This window comes from Microbacterium longlingense, assembly GCF_058349825.2.
Map to the genome: position 1 here is coordinate 276276 of NZ_JBYRJA020000002.1, position 19268 is coordinate 295543.

Sequence of the window (19268 nt, forward strand, 5' to 3'; positions counted from 1 at the left end):
ACGGGGATGTCTAGGCTCGGCACTCGATACGAAAGTCGCTGATTCTGAGTACCTTTGCATGCCGCGTGACACCCCTTCTCTCGCGAGTCTTCTCTTTCAGAAGTTGTTGCAAGGGGGAGCCATGTTCGGGTTTATTGCGCTGTTCAGTTCGCGGTTGGTGCCCGCGGGCCCGATCATGTTGGAGCTCTGTCGCATGCTGGGGATCTGTCGGTAAGCACAGCAGCGGACCCGCCATCATGGAACCGTGAACAACAGTCCGGACCTTCCGTCGGGTGCGCGTTCGCCGCTGCGCGGCGGAGCGGAAACTCCTGGTTTCACGGGGCTGCCGCTCCGAGGTCGTGTCGCGTTGCTCGTCCTGCTCGGTGTGATCTTTCTGATCGATCTCGGGCTGTATCTGAGCGCACCGTCGACGACGTGGCGGAGCGCGCTGTTCGGCCTCGCGGCGACCGTCGCGACGGCGCTGTTCGCCTGGTGGCCCGCCGCTGCCGCCACGAGTCTGCTTCTCGTTGCGCTGGTGCAGGTCACGGCAGGTCAGGATGGCAGCCAGTTTCTTTACCTGGCGGCCGCCGCCGGCCTCGTCGTATATACGGGTCCGATCTGGTTCCTCACGGTCTACATCGTCCTAGCGGCCGGTCTGACGACACTGGCAACCACTGCCTTCGCTGTCTTCGCCGGAACTGCGTTGCCTGCTCTCGTCCTCGTCGTCACGATCTCTGCAGCGATCGGATGGGCATTGCGGACAGCACATGGCCGGGAGCGTCGCCTCGCCCTCGATATCGCGGCGCTGGAGGAGGCCCGCTCGGCTGCGATCGATGCGGAGCGGGAGCGTATCGCGGATGAGCTGCACGACATCATCGCGCATGATGTGACCCTCGTCTCGATGCACGCCCGTGTCTTAGAACGTGTGGACGATCCAGCCTTGTCTGAACAGTCCATCCGAGCTATCCGCAGCAGCGCCGACCAGGCGCTGGCAGACATCCGAAGGGTGTTGCGCATCGTCCGAGACGGTCAGACGTCGTCGACGGAATCTCTTGATGAACGTCAGGCAAGCGTTTCCAGTGCGTTGGAAGAGGCACGTGAATCGCTCACCCGGCTCGGCGCGCACGTCACCATTCGCTCCAGCTCCAGCGTCTCCGTGTCCGCCGCGATTGAGCAGACCCTGGTCCACGTCGTCAGAGAGGGGGCGACGAACATTGCGAAGCACGCGCCAGAGCGGCCAGCTGTCATCATCGTGCTCGAAGCCGTCGAGAATGGCGTCCGCTTGGAACTGACGAACTCGATGGCTAAGGCACCCCGCACGTCTCTCATTCCCTCATCCGGGTATGGACTCGATCGGCTCCGCGAGCGCGTTGCGCTCCTGGGCGGAGAGTTAGGTACCCAGAAGCGGGGCGCAACCTGGACCTTGACCGCGCGCCTTCCCGCTCGCTGATTGTGCGGAGGAGTCCGGCTGATTGTGTGGAGGGTTCGTTGGTCCGGTCTGTCACTTGCCTGGCAACTGGTTCAGCCTCGTGCACGAACGCACGCCGCCACGGCTGCTCTCGCCCTGCTAGGCTCGCCAGATCCATCGGTGCTGCGACGACGAGGACAGACTATGACGCCGAGACCGTCGATCATTCTCGCGAGAGTCCTGTCTGAGATCGAGCGGGTCAGACCCGGGGGCGATTCTCGGCGGCGGACGGCCGGCAGCGATGGGGGAGGAGCGCAGGGAAAGTCAGCGTGGCGCGGTGGAGGCATGCGCCATCGAATGGCGCCCCGGGGCTTTCGAAGCATGAGTGAGCGATCGCTCGATGTGACCTGCTGAGCGCCATGCCGAGCTTCAGACACCGCTTCTTCGCGGCGTACATCCACAACTTCGTCAGATCGCGGCCTGCGGGCGACGACAAGACGTACGCGGAGCGCATCATCCAGGGCCGAGCCCGCGAGAAGCACCAGCCGCCCAGCAGTCTCCGATCACGCGTCACCGTCACGCGAAGCGCGGGGTTCGAGGTCTTCACGCTCGCGCCGCCCGGCACCCCATCCGGCCAGAGCGTCGTGTATTTGCACGGCGGCGCGTACGTATCCGATCTCACCTCCCACCACTGGAGACTCATCGACATCATCAGCCAGTCGGGCGCGACGGTGGTGGTTCCGCGGTATCCCCTTGCTCCCGAGGCGACGTGGCGGACGTCGAGGGACGCGCTCGTGAACGTGGTTCGCGATCTGGACGTCCCTGCGTTGGTCGGGGACTCGGCCGGAGGAGGCCTGGCACTCGCCATCGCTCAACGGCTCGTCCGAGACGGCATCGGTCTGTCGGGCCTCGTCCTCCTTGCGCCGTGGACGGACCTGACAATGGGCACGTATCCCGGATCGGTAGAGGACGACCCGTGGCTCGATGCTGAAGTCCTCGCATCGGCTGGGAGGCTCTGGAGCGGCGACGATGACCCCGCTGATCCTGCCGTGAGCCCGATGCACGGAGTGATGACGGGGCTCCCTCCCACGCTCATCCTCACGGGAACGCGTGACATCCTGCGGCCGAGTGTTCAGGAGCTGGTCCGGCGCATGAACGCCGCGGGAGTAGATGTCACCGACGTCGTCGAGAACGGCCTCATCCACGTGTACCCGCTGCTCCCTATTCCTGAGGCTCAGCCGGCTCGACGCACCATCATCGAGTTCCTCTCGCGTCTCTAGCGCGCGGAGCATGATCAGCTTGCGCCGCAGGATCCAAGGTCCACACGGCTGCGCTCGAGCGTCGGATCCGAGTTCACCGTCGGCGGCTCCGGGACGACCCATTCGGGCCGTCTCCGCGATCACACGCTGAACACGATCCGGGTCGCACCGTCCGCACGCTCCGCGCGGCGCTGCTGCAACCGCGTCCGGCGTGCGGGATCACAGGCCAGGTCCAGCGCCGTCCATGCGAGGAGGATCGCCCCGTCGATGGCGGCGTCGTCCCCGGCGGGGCCTGCGGCGCTGGCTGCGAAGCCGGGGTTGTGCGGCGGCGTGGTTTCCCCCAGGAACGCGATGCCCGGATGCAGCGAGGGCACCACCTGCGAGACGTTGCCCATGTCGGTGGATCCCCGTGCTCCGGCTTCCGGCGGCGGCACGATCGTGCGCCCGATCTGTGCGACATTGCGATCCCAGACATCGGCGAGCAGCGGATCGTTCCTGAGTGGGGCGTAGGGATGCTCCGTCTGCCGCCAGCCCCATCGGCATCCGGTGGCGAGGGCGGCGCCCTCGAAGCATGCGAGGACGCGTTTCTTCACGTCGCGCCAGACATCGAGCTCATAGGCGCGCATCTCCACCTGGATGACGGTGCGGTCGGGGATGATGTTTGTCGCCTCCCCGCCGAGCGAGACGAAGGCGTTGAGCTCGGCCTGCTTCGGCAGCTGCTGGCGGAGCAGGGCGAGGGCGGTCAGCGCCAGCGTCGAGGCCGCCGCGGCGTTGACGCCCTGTTCGGGTGCGACGGCCGCGTGGGAGGTCTTCCCGAGGAACTCCACCTCGTACCGGTCCACCGCGGTCGTCGTCACCAGGCCCGCCGAGACGTCCGCGCCCGGGAAGCCGTGCACCATCATCGAGAAGTCGACGTCCTCCCAGGCGCCGGCCGCGAGCATGTCGACCTTGCCGCCGCCGCGCTCCTCCGCGGGCGTGCCGAGCAGCTTCACCCGCAGCCCCGCGGCGGCGGTCAACGGCGCGAGGGCGAGGGCTGCGCCGATCGCGGCGGTGGCGATGACGTTGTGGCCGCAGGCGTGCCCGATGCCGGGGAGGGCGTCGTACTCGGCGCAGATCGCGAGGGTGAGGTCTCCGCTGCCGGTGATGGCCTCGACGGCCGTCGCGATGCCGTAGGCGCCCACTTCGGTGTCGAACCCGGCGCTCTCCATGGTTCGTCCGACGAGCGCGGCGGCGGCGTGCTCCTCCCACGACAGCTCGGGATTGCCATGGATCTCGTGGCTGATCGCCAGGAGTTCCTCACGGCGTGCGCGGATGTCGGCGGCGGCACGCGCCTTGAGCTCGGTGAGCTGGTCCTCGGTCACAGCGCCTTCCTTTCCTTCTTCTGGCCGTTCGTCTGCCCGGTGACGGAGACGGCGGTGGAGATCCCTCGTGTCGACCGGGGTGCTCATAGCGTGAACCCCGGCGATCCCGGGACGGCATCGAGCAGCCGGCGGGTGTACTCCTGCGCCGGCGCGTCAAAGATCTGCGCGACCGGACCCTGCTCCACGATCTCGCCGTGCAGGAGCACGACGACGTCGTCGGAGACGCGCTGCACCACGGCGAGGTTGTGCGAGATGAACAGCATCGACAGCCCCAGCTGCACGCGCAGCCGGTCCACCAGCTCGAGGATGTCGGCCTGCACGGAGACGTCGAGGGCGGAGGTGATCTCGTCGGCGATCACGAAACGCGGCTCGATGATCAGCGCCCGCGCGATCGCGATGCGCTGGCGCTGCCCGCCGGAGAACTCGTGCGGATAGCGGTCGATCGCGTCGGCGGGAAGCCGGACGTTCTCCAGCCACTCCACGATCCGCTCGCGATGGGCGCTCACCCGTGCGCGACGCGGGTCGATCGCCTCGGCCAGGGTCTGCCCGATCGTGCGGCGCGGATCGAGCGAGGAATAGGGGTCCTGCGGGATCATCTGCACGGCCCGGCGAAGACTCCTCCGGTCCGCGGTGCGCATCTTCGCGACATCGTTCCCGTCGATGCGGATCCTTCCGGAGTCGGCCCGCACGATGCCGACGATCGCCTTGGCGAGGGTGGACTTCCCCGACCCCGACTCACCGACCAGCCCCACCGTGCGTCCGGTGCCGACCGCCGTGGTAACGCCCTTCAAGATCGTCGTGCGCCCGGCGCCGTGCCCGAAGGAGACGACGAGCTCGTCGACCTGGAGGGCATCGTGCTGCGCGTCGGACGCGCCCGCGGTCTTCGTCGCCGTCATCCCGCGGCTCCTTCCTGGCCGGCGCGCGTGATCGTGGGCGTCGCCGCGAGCAGTCGCTGCGTGTAGGGATGCGAGACCGATCGCGTGGCCAGCTGCTCCGCGGTGATCTCTTCGACGACGAGGCCGTCCTTCATCACCAGGACGCGATCGCAGAGCGACTCGACGACGCCGAGGTCGTGCGAGATGAACAGCATCGACAGCCCCCGCTCGCGGTTGATCCGCCGGAACTCGCGCAGGATCTCCGCCTGCACGGTCACGTCCAGTGCGGTGGTGGGCTCGTCGGCGATGATCAGGCGCGGCTCGCTCGCCAGCGCGGTCGCGATCATGGCGCGCTGACGCATCCCTCCGGAGAGCTGATAAGGGTGCTGTCCGAGTCGCTCGCGGGGGCCGGCGATACGCACGGCGTCCAGTGCCTTGACGATGGTGTCCTCGGCCTTCCTCCGGGAGAGCCCGCGGTGCGTGCGCAGCACCTCGGTCAGCTGACGCCCCAGCCGCAGGGCGGGGTTGAAGGTCGTGCCCGGATCCTGGTAGATGAGGGCGATGTCGGTGGCGAGCCTGCGGGCGGGCACGAAGCCCCGCACGTCGACGTCGCCGACCCGGAGCTCGCCGGCCGAGACCCGCAGGGCATCCGGGAGGAGCTGGGCGAGCGACATCGCCGTCAGCGACTTGCCTGAGCCCGACTCTCCCACGACTCCGAGGATCTCCCCTTCCCGGATGGTGAACGAGACGCCGCGCACGAGTTCGACGCCGTCACTGCGCGAGACGCGCAGGTCCGAGACTTCGACCAGCGGGGCCCCGGATGCGGGCGCGACTGTGATCGCGGCGGGGAGGCGCGCGGGACGAAGACCGCGCCTGCCGGATCGGGGATTGGCCGCGGCCGCCAGCCCATCGCCGATGAGCATCGCGCCCAGCGCCGTGAGGGTGATCATGAGTGCCGGGCCGACGACCTCGATCGGGCGCGAGTAGATCGCCGGCAGCGCGTCGGCGAGCATCTTTCCGAGGTCGTACTCGGGTGCCTGCACGCCCAGGCCCACGAACGACAGGCCGGAGATCTCCATCATGCCGACGGCGAAGCTGGTGGCGATGAGGATGAGAAGCGGCTCCGACATGTTGGGCAGCACGTGCCGGGTGACCACGAGCGGCGCCGGGACGCCGAGCAGACGCGCCGTCGAGACGAACTCGCGCCGGGAGACGCTGGCGGCGAGGTTCGCGGTCAGACGAGCGAAAGAAGGGATGTTGGAGAGCCCGATCGCCAGGACGACCGCGACCGTGCCCGCGCCGAGGATCGCGGAGATCACGAGCGCCACCAGGAGCCCCGGATAGCTGACCGCCACCTCCAGCACGCGCAGGGCGGGTTCCCGGATGCGGCGCGGCGAGAGCCAGATCGTCGTGCCGATGACGAGACCGGCGCCGACGGAGATCGCCGTGGCGATGGCCGTCATGATCAGCGTCAGCCGCGCGGCCGAGATCGTCCGGGCGAGGGTGTCGCGGCCGAAGGAGTCGGTGCCCAGAGGGTGCTCCCACGAGGAGGGGAAATTCGTCTGGGGACTCAGTGAGTCGGCGGGGCCGCCGAGGAACGGCGTCGCGACGAAGGCGACCATGCACACCAGACCGAACAGGACGAGGCCGGAGACGAGGCCGGGCGTGAGGCGCAGCCGCCGGGGCCGGGCGGGGGCCGCGGGGACGTCAGTCGTCATGCTTGCCTCCGAGGGTGCGGGGGTCGACGATGCCGAGGATGATGTCGACGAGGAGCGTGAGCAGGGCGGCGAGCACCCCGAGCAGGAGGATGATGCCCTGGATGAGCGGATAGTCCTTGGTGGTGATGGCCTGCACGATCCCGAGCCCGAGTCCCGGCCAGGCGAAGACGGTCTCGATGATCACCGCACCGCCCAGCATGGAGGTGAGGATGAGCCCCGAGAGGGTGAGGGTCGAGGTCAGCAGGTTCGGCAGGGCGTAGACGGCGTATCGCTTCAGCGCGCCCAGACGCCAGCCCGCCGCCGTCCGCATGTAGTCCTGTTCGAGGACGACCGCGGTCTCGCGGCGCACGACGCGGGCGATGACGCTGATCGGCGCGATCGACAGCGCCACGACCGGCAACACGAAGGACAGCTCGGGATGGGCTCGCGAGTACGCCGGCGGCAGGACGGCCAGCCACACGGCGAAGATCAGGACGAGGAGGGTCGCCATGACATAGCCGGGGATGGCGGCGACGAGCCCGGTGAGGAAGGTGAACACCTGGTCGAGAAGGCGACGACGTCCCCCGCGGGTGAGGATCCCGACGCTCATACCCAGAGGAACGGCGATGGCCAGGGTCACCACGATCGCGAGCACCGCGAGGCTCGCGGTGTAGGGGAGGCGGGCGAGCACGATCTCGGAGACCGTCCTGTTCAGCGTGAAGGAGTGGCCCATCGTCCCGTCGAGTATCGATCCGACGTAGGCGAGAAACCTCTCGGCGAAGGGCAGGTTGAGCCCGAGCGCCTCCCGCACGGCCTCGACCTGGGCGGGCGTCGCATCGGCTCCGGCGACCTGGACGGCGGGGTCACCCGGGATGAGGGGGACGATGAGGAAGGTCACCACCACCAGCACCACCAGGGTGAGCACCAGCCCGAAGGCGCGCTTGATGGCGAACTCGATCCACAAGCCGGCCCCGCCGGTGCGCGAGGGCTTCGCGGCACCGGCGGGGGCCGCGGCGGTCTCGTTCCCTCCTGTGGGGGGAACGCTGACGATCGCCATGATCTGCTCCGGACGACAGACGTCAGTCGACGCGGACGGTCGACGGGTCGACGTAGTCTCCGAAGCCGCGGACGGTGACGTCCGCGGCACTGATGGTGTACGTCATGACACCGGCGAGGGGAACGACGTCGACCCGCTCGAGCATCGCCTGCTGCGCCCGCTCGAAGGCAGCGCACTGCTCGTCGGGGTCAGCGGTCTGCAGACCTTCGGTCAGTGCCTCGGCCCCCTCGACGTTGTCGGCGCCGCCGATGGAGCGTCCGCCTTCGGCGATCGAGGGCCCCATCACCCGCGAGAGCGAGGCGCTGATGACCTGCACGGCGTTGATGTCGCCCATGATGGTCATGTCCCAGGATCCCCCGGGCGTGTTGATCGTCGTCGCCCAGGCCACGTTGTCGACGGTGCTCAGCTGCACCTCGGCGCCCGCCTCGGTGAGCGCCCGCTGGATGTATTCGCCGCCGGCACCGGCATCGCCGAAGCCGTTGGACTGGATGAAGCGGATGCCGGCGCCCGCGAGCACGTCGGCGGCCGCGGCCGGGTCGTGGGACGGCAAGAGGTCCTCATCGGTGTTCACACAGGCGTAGCTGGGCGAGACCACCGAGGCGAACAGCGGGCTGCGCCCACGCGAGAGCACGTTGTTGTAGGCCTCCCGGCTGAACGCCTGAGCGACCGCCTGACGCAGTTCCCGGTCGCCCGCGAAGACGCTGCCCTCCTGCTCATTGAAGATGATGTACGCGCCCGCCGTGATGGCGGGGACGGCGTGGAACGAGTCGTTGTCCTCGAAACGGTCGTAGGCGTCTCCGGTGAGGGTCGCGACATCCAGGTCGCCGGAGAAGAGCTGATTGGCCGCTGTCGAGAAGTCGGTGACGAGACCGTAGTGCAGCGATGCCGGGACGAGGCCGGTGAGCGGCTCGGAGAACTCCGGCCAGGCGTCGTAGTCGGCGCGGGCGGTGAACTCGTATCCGATGCCCGGTGTCGCCGTCGTGAGCGTGTAGGGACCGGAGAAGGCGCCCTCCACGGTTCCGGCGGCGAGCCCGGCGGTATCGGCGAGACCGGCGGGGCAGATCACGCCCGCCTGGGCGAGAGTCAGCCCGCGTTCGAGGTTGGAATACGGTTCGGACAGCTCGACCATGACCGTGGCGGTGGCGTCGTCGGCGGTGATCGTCGCCGTGCCCGGACCGAAGACCAGCGGGGCGAAGTTCGACGCCGTCTCGGGAGCGGCGAAGTAGTTCAGCGAGTCGGCCACGACACTCGCGGTGATGGGCGTGCCGTCGGCGCAGCTCGCGTCGTCACGGATCGTGAACTCGTACGCGGAAGCCGTGTGAGCGGTCCACTCCGCGGCGAGGCCGCCGACGAGCCCGGTGTCGCCGTCGCGACGCAGCACCGTGTCGTAGAGCAGACGGTCGACGGTGTAGTCGTCGCCGGCGGTGGCCTTGGCAGGGTCGAAGGTCGACGGGTCCGTCATCAGCAGAGTGCTCACCGGGCGGCCCGGCGCGGAAGTATCCGCGGAGTCTGAACCCGGAGTGTCCTCCGGGCTCCCCGTGCATGCGACGAGGGTGACGGAGGTCATGAGGAGACCGGCGGACGCGGCGAACAGGCGAGAGTGGGACATGAGGAATCCTCCAGGGCGACGACATTGACGACGAGGGGCCGGCGTGCGTTCCGCCGTGGCCTGCTCCGTGGCATTCATCGTGGGGTATCTACGCGGAACCATCACATCAGAGGGAGATTCGGCACGGTCGAGGCAAAAACAGCCTTGTTATCGCACGATATGGAGAAAAACACCCGTGCTGTTGCATGATTCTCTTATGCTCGACGACGTAGATCTCCTGCTGGTGAACGCGCTCCAAGTGCATCCGCGTGCATCGTGGGCGCAGCTCGAGCCGATCCTCCGCATCGATGCGACGAACCTCTCCCGCCGCTGGAAGCGGCTTCGCGACAACGGTCTGGTGTGGAGCTCCTGTGTCTTGCTGCAGGTCGACGAGCACCATCTGCCGGAGCATGCGCTCACCTGGGTGGAGGTCGATTGTGTCGCCGGAGAGCGGGAGAACGTCCTGGCGGAGATCGTGCAGACCCCGAACGCCCTCACGGTCGACTGCACCTCGGGTTCGCGGGAGATCTTTCTCATGGTGGGTCAGTCCCGGACCGATGAGGTCGATGCCTATGTCGCACGGGACCTGGCCGCCATCCCTGGCGTGCGAATGACGCGCACGCACTTCACCCAGCGCATGTTCAAGGACGCGACCAACTGGCGGCTGAACCGCCTGCGCGCCGCACAGGTGCGTGAGTTGCAGGCATTGCGCTCGGGGGCTGAAGAGGTTCCGGCGGAGCCCACACCGCTGCACCGACTGGTCGTGAAAGCACTCACCCGTGATATCCGCCGCACCGCCTCATCGGTCGCCGCAGAACTGGGGCGCAGCGTTCCCGGGGTCAATCGCGCCATCTCACAGGTACTGCAGGCGCCGTGGGCCCTGTGTCGGACCGACCTTGCCCACAACTTCGCCGGGTATGCCACGATGGGCGTGCTCTGGCTGCAGGTTCCTCACCCGGATCTGGAACGCGTGGGCACAGGGCTCGCCGCGATCCCCGAGGTGCGCCTGTGCGCCTCGATGGTGGGGCCCGCCAACCTGATGGTCTCCCTCTGGCTCAAGCGCCTCAGCGACCTGGACGATCTGGAAACACGGCTGCACAGCATCCTGCCCAACGTTCAGGTCCGGGACAGATGGCTGATGCCTCGGGCGGTCAAGCGGCTCGGACATGTCCTCACGCCGGAGGGGCGTCACAGCCACTTCGTCGACGGAGGTCTTCTGGCCATCTGACATCCCTCAGCCCTGGCGCTCGGCGCCGCGCGTCTGTTCGCCCTGCCCCCACCAGGAACCCCGGTTGGTGTTCGCCGCGCGTCGCCGGGGGAGCGCCCGACGCTTCGGTGATCCTCCCGTGAACGCTGTGGCGCCCTCCCGGTGCGTGGGATGCCGTGCGTCGGCGACGGTTCCGCTCGGGAAACGGCAGGCTCAACAGCCGGCTACGACGACAGAGACCGTCGATCGAGGGGGAGAGCTGGGCGGTGAGGCCGCGGGCAGCGCTGAGTGTCGTGCAGGGCTTAGCGGGCCGCCGGGTGCTGGCAGGAGCGAACCGCGGAGGTCAGCCCCTCGACCGCGGCGAGCGCGCTTTCCTGGATGTCGAGGTGGTAGATCCGCTGAGTGCCCGCTTGGGTCGCGGACACGATCCCCGCGTCGAGGAGCACCCGCAGGTGCCGGGAGACGGTGGATTGCGGCAGCTCGACAGCGCGCTGTAAGTCGCCGACCGCGGCCGATCCCTGGCGTTCGATCAGCGCCGCCACGATGCGCGCGCGGCTCGGTTCCCCGAGCGCCCGGAACACCGGCACGGCGTCGTTCAATGCGGTGGTGACCATTCCGGATCCTGACTGAGGGCGTGCGAGATCTTGTTGAGAGCGATTGTATCGAGGCCATGCCGTCGTGCAGCGGTGATCCAGTCGCGCAGCAGCTGGTTCGTCTGGGACGCATGACCTCCGAAGTGGACCTGCACGTAGTGCGGGAAGTCCATCGGCGCAATCCGGGGCAGTACCCGCAGCGCGGCGCTCACCGCCATGGGCAGGACGCGCCGCGGCGCGGGCAGTGCGTTCGCCGCCGCGATCCCCGCCCTGGCCTCGTTCACCGCCTGCGCGAGGTGTTTCGCCTGCCTCGCTGCAGCTGCCAGGTCAAAGCCACCGGCGTGGAGCCCGGCGATCACCGGCATCATGGTCGCCGCGTTCATCAGCGCCTGCGGGGTGGGCGATATCGCGGTCCGGGAGACAAAGGCGCCCTGCACGAGCGGGGCCGCGGAACCGGTCAGGGTGAAGAGCGACGTGAGCTGCCACCAGTACACGGGGTCGGTGCCCCAAGCGAGAAAGCCGGGGACAATGAGCCCCCACGGACGGTTCCCTGCGAGCTGCTGGAGCGCTTCCACCTCGGAGGGGACTTGCGTGACGGCCATGATCGGTGCCGTGGTGCGGCGGGCGAGGAACAGCGCGACTCCCGGCGCCGTCGGAGGGGCGGTGCTCACCACGAGATCCCAGTCGCCGGACGCAGCATCGAGCGCGACCAGCAGAACTGCGCGCGTCCGCGCCTTCCGATGCCGGCGCTTCGGCAGAGGCACAGCCCGCACGTTGCGTTGCCCTGCCTGGGGGGTTCGGGTGGCGAGCGTGACGCGGTGCTCTGGTCGCAGGGACGTAGCGAGCATCACGGCCACGGGGCCGGAGCCGATGATGAGGATCTTCACGGTGGACAGAATATCCGCATATGCGGATGAGTAAATATAAGGCCCGTCGGGGTGCGGCCTCGGAACGATCTGGTGTCCGGCGGCGAGGATCGTCTTTTCCTTCTCCTGGCGGCAGTCAACCTGATGCGCCTATGGCTTCGTGTCGCCGGCGGAGGTTCCGGGGTGCTCGACATGCGCACCGACTTCGGTGAGGCTTTCATGCGGTCATCGCTGGAGTCCTCCCAGGAGACCGGTGTGGTGGACATGTATCGATCCGGGTGCATCCCGGTGGACTTCTTGTTCATCGCGAGCTACGTGACGGATGGCACCATGCTCGTGCGTCGCCTCCGCCCGGAATCGCGGGTGCTCGTGCGCGTGCCCCTGACGGTCGGGATCTTCGATGTGCACGAGAACGTCGCGATGCTGTGGTTGCTTCACGCGGGCTCGAAATCGAGGGAATCGAGCACGCCATATCCGATGCGCGCTGGTCGGCGGCCTCAGCGCTGGGCGCCTCGACGTTCGTTATCCGGCGCGGCCGCGTCTGTCGGGAGGCGGGGGTCCGTACGTGCGGGCTTTCGTGACCCGGCCTGCTGCGGTGATCGGGGCGACCCGGTGGTTCGTGAGCGGGTCGCGGACGGGTTCTGGTCTCCATCCGCCGCGGGTCTGTCGTGTTGGAGGGCGACGTACGGGGAGACATCGGGATCGCTCTTGCCGTCCTGGCCCGGCTGGATGCGGGATGGCGACACCGCCCGGCGCAGACGTCCGCGACGTCGTGAAGTGCCGCATCGGAGGGCATGTCGCTCCTATCGCCGACGGCATCGCCACCCTCACGCTTATCGGGGCCAACGCCGCATCTGCGCAGCACTATCCGCGCCGCCGCAACCCGTTCTCTTCCGGATAGGGATCTTACGGATAGGGATATGTCGTGTGCGGCGGGGTCTCCGGTGGCCCGCCGCTGCAAGTCTGGAGCGGCAGACGAGCTCTTGGGGGAACCCCGTGCCGGCTCTCTTGTGCCGGTCGGGCGGGCCTCCACCCTCCGAGTGTGTGTCCGTGCCTTGCAGCCGACCGGGCGGTGAGTGAGCGGGTGTCGCTGAGCCGGCCCATGATGCCAAAGCTGGGGCGGACAAGCGCTCTCGCGGGGAGGTGCAGACGGATCCGGGCGCGCCGGCCGATCTGGCGCCGTCCCGCCTCGCCGCTGATCAGGATCTGCGGCCGTCCCGACCGCTATGCCGGGCTGATCGTGTGAGCGCCCTGCTGCTTTCCGGAGCGGGGGAGCGCCAGCCAAAAGATGCCCGCCAGCGGGAGCAGGAAATAGGTCAGCTTGAGCGCGAGCGGAAACTCCTGGGTGGAGTTGTAGATGGCGACAACAAGGCCAAGAAGCACAATGACTGCACCGACCCACCAGCCTGCTCTCGAGTCCGAAAGTGGCCGGACGAAGAGGTAGAGCATCGCGACCAGAAGCGCGGCACCGCCGATCGCGAAGAGGTAGGTGAGCGTCATCGATGAGGCCTCGTCAAGCCCGACGCCTTGCGCGTTCGGGTAGGTGTATGCGTTTGCGAGCGCCGATCGGACGCCGCGAGAGCTCGCCACCGTGACGAGGATGGCGATAGCGCTAACGGCGACACCGGTCAGCGCTGCGGTGCGGGAATGGGGCATGGAGACTCTCCTCATCAGCATGTCGTGAGACACAGAGTCTCATCAGTTCCTGCAGCGTATGAGATGCTGTATCTCAATGTCAAGGAGGTCCTATGCCACGAACGCACCGGACAGAGGAGCAGACCCGGTCGCTCGTCGCCGACGCTGTCATCGAGCATGTCGCTGAGTGCGGCATCGGTGCGGTTCCCGAGTTGCCAATGGAGCAGATACTCAAGCGCGCGGGAGTCTCCCGGGCCTCTGCCTATCGCATCTGGCCGGGTCGGTCGGCTTTCAGCGCGTTCGCTCTGGAACAGTGCGCCGCCGGGCACGCAATGGGGACCCTCGACCCGGCACGGGCGCGCCACCTGGCCGATGAGGCGCTGACCGCCGAGGACGACCGTTTGCGCGGCGCTGCCCGCTTTGTCACGGCGGCGGCGGACGAAGAATTGACCGTGATGCTGCGGTCGGACAGATGGCGGGCCTTCGTGGCTTTCCAAGCGATCGCCGTCCAGGCCCCGTCTCAGGAGATCGGGCGGACCCTGGCCCGTATCGACGAGCAGGACATCCGCCGGCTCACTGCGTTCTACGCCGGCGTCGCCGAAGCGTGGATGCTGGATGTCGTCGGTGAAACAACGATCGAAGACGTCGCAGCAGCGGCGCTGCTCATCGCGCGCAGCACCGTCGCCCGCGTCGTCGCGAGCGACGACCTTGCACACGCCAAGAAGACGTACTTGGCCGCGCTCGGCGCGCTCATCCGTGGTTCATTCCGAGTCCGCCTCGGAGCCGACGCGGATCCGAGCAGGCTGTTCGGCTCCAGCGGTCCTCTCACGCATTCGTCATCCACGTCGAGGGAGATTCTCGACGACGTCGGCACAGATAGGCACGAATCCCAGGTCCGCGGCCCCGGGGTGTGACGCTGAGCTCGCGACTCCTGTCTGACCAGATCCGGGCTCTGCGCCGACGTGGGGTCGGGGGAGCGGCCTTGATCGATGTCGAGCGCCTCGCGCCTTCGGTTACGGCTGTGTGCCGCGCCCTGACCTTCCGCACAGTACGATCCGCGTCGCCGCGGCCCCGTCCTCCGAGTTCACGGTCGTCGAGCGAGGGGACATCCTCATCGACCGGAAAAGCTACCGGGATCGGGTGCTGACTCACGCTGCAGAAAATGACTCCAATGCCGTGGCAGCGCCTCGATGTCGGCAGTCATGGGCTGTTTTCACGGCGGGTCGCCATGAAACGTTCCGTCGGTTGCTCCTTGCACGTCTTTGTCATCGTTGTGGCGGCTGGCGCAGCGCTGATCAGGCTGCGGCCGTCCTCGATCGGCCCGGACTCTCCGGTGCAGATCGCGATTCGCTCTGTGCGGGGAGCTCTGCTCGCCGGGAGCTCTGTTCGCAGCGAGCGCGTTTGTCGCATGGAAGGCGCGTCCGAACGGGAGGGCGCGAAAGCCGAACGGGAGCACGCCACATCTTCGGATGTGCGTGTTCCCATAAGAAACTCTGGTGGACCTGAGGGGACTCGAACCCCTGACCCCCTGCATGCCATGCAGGTGCGCTACCAGCTGCGCCACAGGCCCAGATGCTCCCCCGGAGAAGCTCGGGGCAACCAGATAAGCGTACAACGGAAACCCCCCTTTCTGCCAAATCGACCGGGGAGCTGGTCACCTCGGGCGTGTCGATGCGGCGGTATCCGTGCCCAGCCAGGCTTTGAGCAAAGCCGCGCGCAGGGCGTTGCCGCGCGCAGCGAAACGGCGCTGTCGCGCCGCGTATGCCGCTTTCCCCTCGGGGGTTTCGATGCGTACTGGTTCGACTCCGACAGCGGACAGGTCGTACGGGGAGGCCTGCATATCGAGCAGGCGGATGTCGCGGGCAAGCTCGAAGGCGTCGAGAAGCAGTTCGCCGGGCACCAGGGGGCCGAGCTTCATCGCCCACTTGTAGACGTCCATCCCGGCGTGCAGGCAGCCTGGCTGGTCGAGCTCGGTCTGGGTCTCCCGGGTCGGGGAGAAGCGGTTGCGTCCCACCGCCTCCGGCGTGAAGAAGCGGAATGCGTCGATGTGCGTGCAGCGCAGTTCGTGCCCGTCCACGACAGCGTCGGTTCCGGCAGCGCCGAGCCGCAGCGGAACCGGGTGCCGGTGCTCATCGGCGCGGTAGACCATAGCCCACTCGTGCAGCCCGAAGCAGCTGAACTGCGCCGGACGCGCAGCGGTGCGGCGCAGCATGATCTCGATCAACCGGGCGAGCTCCGGCTTGTCGACGCGAAACGCCTCGGCGTCGGGCACCGCGATGTCTGCTCCGACACCGGGGGAGTACCACCGCCAGGAGAGGCGATCCGCCGCGTCTGCCAGCCCGACGCCGGCGCCGGGATGCCAGCGCCGGAGCTGCGCCGGCCGATAGGCGTAGTACGTGAACAGGAAGTCCCACACGGGATGCTTCTCGCCCTGCCGCGCTCGGGTCCGGTGATCGGCGGTCAGGGCGTCGGCGCGATCGCGATGCGCCTCGGCGCGAGAACGCCACTGTGTCGGCTCCAGCGTGGACAGCGGGGAGATCGCCTGGCCTGAGGCCGGCATCAGCTCATCAGTCCTGCCTGCGCGAGCTTCTCGCGCAGGCCTGCTCCGTCTCCGGCGCTGACCCAGGGCACACTGGCGGTGGAATGGTCGTCGCCAGGGCCGCGCCCGCCGGCGAGCACGGCTTCCGCGCCGCGCAGGCGGCGAATAGCGATGCCCGCGACCGACTCCGGGTGCTCCTCCAGGAACTGCGCATAGATCGCCTCGTCGTGCTGGCCGTCGTCGCCGATCAGCAGCCATCGGACGTGCGGGAACTGCTGCGCGAGGCGTCGCAGGTTGGTCAGCTTGTGCTCACGACCGCTGCGAAACCAGCGATCGTGCGTCGGCCCCCAGTCGGTCAGCAAGGCAGCGCCGGGCGGGAAAAGGTGGCGGGTGAGGAACCGCGACAGCGTCGGCGCGATGTTCCATGCGCCCGTGGAGAGATAGACCATCGGGGAGCCCGGGTGCTGACGGACGAGCTGTTCGAGCAGCACTGCCATGCCGGGGACCGGGATCCGGGCGTGCTCGTTCACGACGAATGAGTTCCACGCGGCGACCAGCGGGCGCGGCAGCGCGGTGACCATCACGGTGTCGTCGACGTCGGAGATCACGCCGAAGCTCACCTCGTCGTCGACGATGAAGGCCCGGGCCTCGACGGCCGCGCCGTTCTCGACCGACATCTGGAAGGTCTGCCACCCGGGAGCGAGGTCTGCTTCGATGACCGCGTCGATCACGCCCCCGCGATCGGCGACCACGGTATGGCTGCGACCGTCCACGGTGACGGTGACCTGGGCGAACGACACCGGAATGCCGGCGAAACTGCGCCAGCCGCGCACGGTCGCGTCGGGGCTGGATGACCGTCGCCGCGGGGGCAGGATCAGCACCCGCGCCAGAACGCGCACCCAGCCCTGTTCGTCAGAGGGGGATCCGGGGCTGTTGCGCGCACCATACGCGGGAAAGGGCACCACCGACGGCGCGAGGCCGCGGCGCCGCGCACGGCGCTCGCGCCAGGCATGGAGGTAATGCTCCACCCGGGCGAACCAGTGGATGCGGGTCTCGACGGGGGCGGACACCAGGTCAGTCTTCCACGTTCGCGGCGGTGCCTTCGGTCTCCGCGCTCTCATCGAGACGCAGGTGGCGCCGTTCGTTCCACGAGATGAGGCGCTTGACGAGGTAGATCCCGATCAAGAAGACGACGATCACGCCGACGAACAGATATCCGGCTCCGTGCAGTGTCTCGGAGAGCTCACGATAGCCCTCCGCTGCCGCTGCGGCGACGGAGATGTACGCGATCGCCCAGATCACGCAGGCCGGCAGCGTCCACGCGATGAACCGGCGATAGCGGTAACCGCTCATGCCGACGGTGAGGGGCACCACTGAGTGCAGCACGGGGAGGAAGCGGGAGAGGAAGATCGCCATGCCGCCACGACGCTGGAGATACAGCTCGGCACGGCGCCAGTTGTCTTCGCCGAGCATCCGGCCGAGCCGGGAATGCCGGATCCGCGGACCGAACACCTTGCCGAGCCAGAACCCGATGCTCTCACCGATCAGGGCGCCGATCACGACCACCACGATGAGGATCGCCGCTTCCGCGAGAGAGCCGACCGCGGTGCCCGCGACGATCACGATCGAATCACCCGGCACGATCAGCCCGATCAGCACGCTCGTCTCGAGCATGATCGCGATTCCGGCGATGACGGTGCGCAGCGCGGGATCGACCGATTGCACGGCATCGAGCAGCCACTGCAGGATGTCGTTCACCCGATGAGGATACTCCGGGCGACGCTGGCTCTACGCTGAGAAGGTGCCGACCGTCCCCGCCTCGCTCGCCATGCGGGTGGTCCGCCATCCCCGCGGGATCGCAGCGCTCGCCCCGGAAGCGCTGTTTCTCGCGCTGCAGGCGACAGAAAAGGATGTCTTCTGGCTGGATGCAGGACCGGCCTCGAAGACCGGATGGAGCTTCGTCGGAACGGGCTCGGTCGTCGCGGACCCGCAGAGCATGCGTGCGGTGCCGATCGACCGGCCGGCCCCCGCCGACCCGACGCGGCCCCCGTTCCGTGGCGGCTGGGTGGGGTGGCTCTCCTACGAGGACGGAGCGTCGCGCGCCGGCGCTCCCGTCGCCGATGCGGAGGGCGGAAGCGCCTGGATGCGCGTGGACCGCGCGATGGCGGTCGACCATGCGCGCGGTGTCGTCTGGGCGCTGGCCGACGATGATGCGCTCGACGCGTGGATCGACGAGCTCGGATCGTTGCCAGACACCTTCCCCGGGTTGGCGGAGCCGTCGGCGCCGAGAACGGCCCGTGCCACCGCGCGGCACACCGCGGCGCGCTACGCCGAGCTGGTCGAGGAGTGCCGCACGGCGATCCGCGCCGGCGACGCCTATCAGCTGTGCCTGACGACGCGCTTCACCGTGCCGGGTGCGATCGACGCGGTGTCGGCGTACCGACGGCTGCGGCGGGCGACGCCCGCGCACCACGGAGGCTTCGTCCGCATCGGAGAACGGGCGCTGCTGAGCGCCAGCCCGGAGCAGTTCCTCGACGTGCGCGGCGGGCTCGTGCGCACGCGACCCATCAAGGGAACGCGGCCGCGCGGAACGGACCAGGAGGCAGACGAGGCTCTGGCGCGGGAGCTGCAGGACAGCACCAAAGAGCGGGCCGAGAACACGATGATCGTCGACCTCATGCGCAACGATCTCTCGCGACTGTGCGATCCCGGCACCGTGCGGGCGCTGCGGCTGCTCGACGTCGAGTCGTACCCGGCGGTGCACCAGCTCGTGAGCACAATCGGCGGCCAGGTGTCTGCCGGGCGCACGGCGGGCGACCTCTTCGATGCGGCGTTTCCTGCGGGCAGCATGACCGGGGCGCCGAAACTCTCAGCCATGACGATCCTGCACCGCCTCGAACAGGGGCCGCGCGGAGTCTACGCGGGGTGCTTCGGGTACGTGGGGTCCGACGGCGCGATCGACCTGGGAATGGTGATCCGGAGCATCGTGGTCGGCGCCGAAGGCGCCGTCATCGGAGCGGGCGGCGGCATCACGTGGCTCTCGGTGGCTGCGGAGGAGGTCGCCGAGGTCGCGACGAAGGCGCTGGCCTCGCTCGACGCGGTCGGTGCTGAGCTTCCCGTCGACTGGCCTCTCGGGCGCCGCGACGCCTGATGCTCCCCGCGGGCGGCCGGGCTCAGCCTCTTCCGATACCCTGGAATATCGCC

At 68.4% G+C, this 19268-nt stretch carries 17 protein-coding genes and 1 tRNA gene; 6 read left to right on the top strand and 12 right to left on the bottom strand.

Annotation, left to right across the window (positions count from 1 at the left end; genetic code table 11):
• Positions 1-244 precede the first annotated feature (244 nt).
• Together AC3RXY_RS04270 and AC3RXY_RS04275 are read left to right on the top strand one after the other, a co-directional pair.
• On the top strand, positions 245-1429 hold the full coding sequence (locus tag AC3RXY_RS04270) for a sensor histidine kinase (RefSeq protein WP_491509662.1): 1185 nt from the start codon (positions 245-247) through the stop codon (positions 1427-1429).
• A gap of 377 nt (positions 1430-1806) precedes the next feature.
• Positions 1807-2667, top strand: a complete 861-nt coding sequence (locus tag AC3RXY_RS04275) for an alpha/beta hydrolase fold domain-containing protein (RefSeq protein WP_491509663.1) — start codon at positions 1807-1809, stop codon at positions 2665-2667.
• 119 nt (positions 2668-2786) lie between these two features.
• Here the strand turns inward: AC3RXY_RS04275 and AC3RXY_RS04280 are convergent, their stop codons facing one another.
• The 5 genes from AC3RXY_RS04280 to AC3RXY_RS04300 all read right to left on the bottom strand — a co-directional run bounded on the left by AC3RXY_RS04280 (position 2787) and on the right by AC3RXY_RS04300 (position 9245).
• Positions 2787-4007 (bottom strand): amidohydrolase, encoded by a 1221-nt coding sequence (locus AC3RXY_RS04280; protein ID WP_491509664.1) that lies wholly within the window; start codon positions 4005-4007, stop codon positions 2787-2789.
• A gap of 83 nt (positions 4008-4090) precedes the next feature.
• Complete coding sequence (locus AC3RXY_RS04285) at positions 4091-4903, bottom strand: ABC transporter ATP-binding protein (protein WP_491509665.1); 813 nt, start codon at positions 4901-4903, stop codon at positions 4091-4093.
• Positions 4900-6600, bottom strand: coding sequence for a dipeptide/oligopeptide/nickel ABC transporter permease/ATP-binding protein (locus AC3RXY_RS04290; protein WP_491509666.1), 1701 nt, complete (start codon positions 6598-6600; stop codon positions 4900-4902). The genes AC3RXY_RS04285 and AC3RXY_RS04290 overlap by 4 nt, the downstream gene beginning before the upstream one ends.
• Positions 6590-7636 (bottom strand): ABC transporter permease, encoded by a 1047-nt coding sequence (locus AC3RXY_RS04295; RefSeq protein ID WP_491509667.1) that lies wholly within the window; start codon positions 7634-7636, stop codon positions 6590-6592. The genes AC3RXY_RS04290 and AC3RXY_RS04295 overlap by 11 nt, the downstream gene beginning before the upstream one ends.
• Positions 7637-7658: 22 nt before the next feature.
• Positions 7659-9245, bottom strand: coding sequence for an ABC transporter substrate-binding protein (locus AC3RXY_RS04300; protein ID WP_491509668.1), 1587 nt, complete (start codon positions 9243-9245; stop codon positions 7659-7661).
• A 196-nt stretch (positions 9246-9441) separates the two neighbouring features.
• Here AC3RXY_RS04300 and AC3RXY_RS04305 point away from each other — a divergent pair, with 196 nt between their 5' ends.
• Positions 9442-10452 (top strand): Lrp/AsnC family transcriptional regulator, encoded by a 1011-nt coding sequence (locus AC3RXY_RS04305; RefSeq protein WP_491509669.1) that lies wholly within the window; start codon positions 9442-9444, stop codon positions 10450-10452.
• Positions 10453-10733: 281 nt separating this feature from the next.
• Here the strand turns inward: AC3RXY_RS04305 and AC3RXY_RS04310 are convergent, their stop codons facing one another.
• Both AC3RXY_RS04310 and AC3RXY_RS04315 read right to left on the bottom strand, forming a co-directional pair.
• The gene (locus tag AC3RXY_RS04310) at positions 10734-11045 is read right to left on the bottom strand and encodes an ArsR/SmtB family transcription factor (protein WP_491509670.1); all 312 of its coding nucleotides are present in this window, start codon (positions 11043-11045) and stop codon (positions 10734-10736) included.
• Complete coding sequence (locus AC3RXY_RS04315) at positions 11027-11911, bottom strand: hypothetical protein (protein WP_491509671.1); 885 nt, start codon at positions 11909-11911, stop codon at positions 11027-11029. The genes AC3RXY_RS04310 and AC3RXY_RS04315 overlap by 19 nt, the downstream gene beginning before the upstream one ends.
• 715 nt (positions 11912-12626) lie before the next feature.
• Between AC3RXY_RS04315 and AC3RXY_RS04320 the strand changes: the two genes are divergently transcribed.
• Positions 12627-12791, top strand: a complete 165-nt coding sequence (locus tag AC3RXY_RS04320; protein WP_491509672.1) for a hypothetical protein — start codon at positions 12627-12629, stop codon at positions 12789-12791.
• Positions 12792-13114: 323 nt separating this feature from the next.
• Here AC3RXY_RS04320 and AC3RXY_RS04325 read toward each other — a convergent pair whose 3' ends face one another.
• Complete coding sequence (locus tag AC3RXY_RS04325; RefSeq protein ID WP_491509673.1) at positions 13115-13546, bottom strand: hypothetical protein; 432 nt, start codon at positions 13544-13546, stop codon at positions 13115-13117.
• Between the two features lie 92 nt (positions 13547-13638).
• Here AC3RXY_RS04325 and AC3RXY_RS04330 point away from each other — a divergent pair, with 92 nt between their 5' ends.
• Complete coding sequence (locus AC3RXY_RS04330; RefSeq protein WP_491509674.1) at positions 13639-14439, top strand: hypothetical protein; 801 nt, start codon at positions 13639-13641, stop codon at positions 14437-14439.
• A 580-nt stretch (positions 14440-15019) separates the two neighbouring features.
• Here the strand turns inward: AC3RXY_RS04330 and AC3RXY_RS04335 are convergent.
• The 4 genes from AC3RXY_RS04335 to AC3RXY_RS04350 form a co-directional block, all read right to left on the bottom strand.
• Positions 15020-15095: transfer RNA gene (locus tag AC3RXY_RS04335), tRNA-Ala, on the bottom strand.
• A gap of 84 nt (positions 15096-15179) precedes the next feature.
• Positions 15180-16085, bottom strand: coding sequence for a 3-methyladenine DNA glycosylase (locus AC3RXY_RS04340; protein ID WP_491509675.1), 906 nt, complete (start codon positions 16083-16085; stop codon positions 15180-15182).
• Positions 16085-17137 carry an App1 family protein phosphatidate phosphatase gene (locus tag AC3RXY_RS04345; protein ID WP_491509846.1) on the bottom strand — a complete coding sequence of 351 codons (1053 nt, stop codon included), beginning with the start codon at positions 17135-17137 and terminating at the stop codon, positions 16085-16087. The genes AC3RXY_RS04340 and AC3RXY_RS04345 overlap by 1 nt, the downstream gene beginning before the upstream one ends.
• A 1-nt stretch (position 17138) precedes the next feature.
• A complete protein-coding gene (locus AC3RXY_RS04350; RefSeq protein ID WP_491509676.1) occupies positions 17139-17822 on the bottom strand; it encodes a DedA family protein in 684 nt (227 codons plus the stop codon).
• 70 nt (positions 17823-17892) lie between these two features.
• Here AC3RXY_RS04350 and AC3RXY_RS04355 point away from each other — a divergent pair, with 70 nt between their 5' ends.
• The gene (locus AC3RXY_RS04355; protein ID WP_491509847.1) at positions 17893-19215 is read left to right on the top strand and encodes an anthranilate synthase component I family protein; all 1323 of its coding nucleotides are present in this window, start codon (positions 17893-17895) and stop codon (positions 19213-19215) included.
• Positions 19216-19268: the final 53 nt, after the last annotated feature.

Bases quoted from the DNA above. Each gene is read 5' to 3' on its own strand.
- AC3RXY_RS04275 (WP_491509663.1), top strand. From the start codon at position 1,807: ATGCCGAGCTTCAGACACCGCTTCTTCGCGGCGTACATCCACAACTTC.
- AC3RXY_RS04285 (WP_491509665.1), bottom strand. From the start codon at position 4,903: ATGACGGCGACGAAGACCGCGGGCGCGTCCGACGCGCAGCACGATGCC.
- AC3RXY_RS04290 (WP_491509666.1), bottom strand. From the start codon at position 6,600: ATGACGACTGACGTCCCCGCGGCCCCCGCCCGGCCCCGGCGGCTGCGC.
- AC3RXY_RS04295 (WP_491509667.1), bottom strand. From the start codon at position 7,636: ATGGCGATCGTCAGCGTTCCCCCCACAGGAGGGAACGAGACCGCCGCG.
- AC3RXY_RS04300 (WP_491509668.1), bottom strand. From the start codon at position 9,245: ATGTCCCACTCTCGCCTGTTCGCCGCGTCCGCCGGTCTCCTCATGACC.
- AC3RXY_RS04305 (WP_491509669.1), top strand. From the start codon at position 9,442: ATGCTCGACGACGTAGATCTCCTGCTGGTGAACGCGCTCCAAGTGCAT.
- AC3RXY_RS04310 (WP_491509670.1), bottom strand. From the start codon at position 11,045: ATGGTCACCACCGCATTGAACGACGCCGTGCCGGTGTTCCGGGCGCTC.
- AC3RXY_RS04320 (WP_491509672.1), top strand. From the start codon at position 12,627: ATGGCGACACCGCCCGGCGCAGACGTCCGCGACGTCGTGAAGTGCCGC.
- AC3RXY_RS04325 (WP_491509673.1), bottom strand. From the start codon at position 13,546: ATGCCCCATTCCCGCACCGCAGCGCTGACCGGTGTCGCCGTTAGCGCT.
- AC3RXY_RS04330 (WP_491509674.1), top strand. From the start codon at position 13,639: ATGCCACGAACGCACCGGACAGAGGAGCAGACCCGGTCGCTCGTCGCC.
- AC3RXY_RS04340 (WP_491509675.1), bottom strand. From the start codon at position 16,085: ATGCCGGCCTCAGGCCAGGCGATCTCCCCGCTGTCCACGCTGGAGCCG.
- AC3RXY_RS04355 (WP_491509847.1), top strand. From the start codon at position 17,893: ATGCGGGTGGTCCGCCATCCCCGCGGGATCGCAGCGCTCGCCCCGGAA.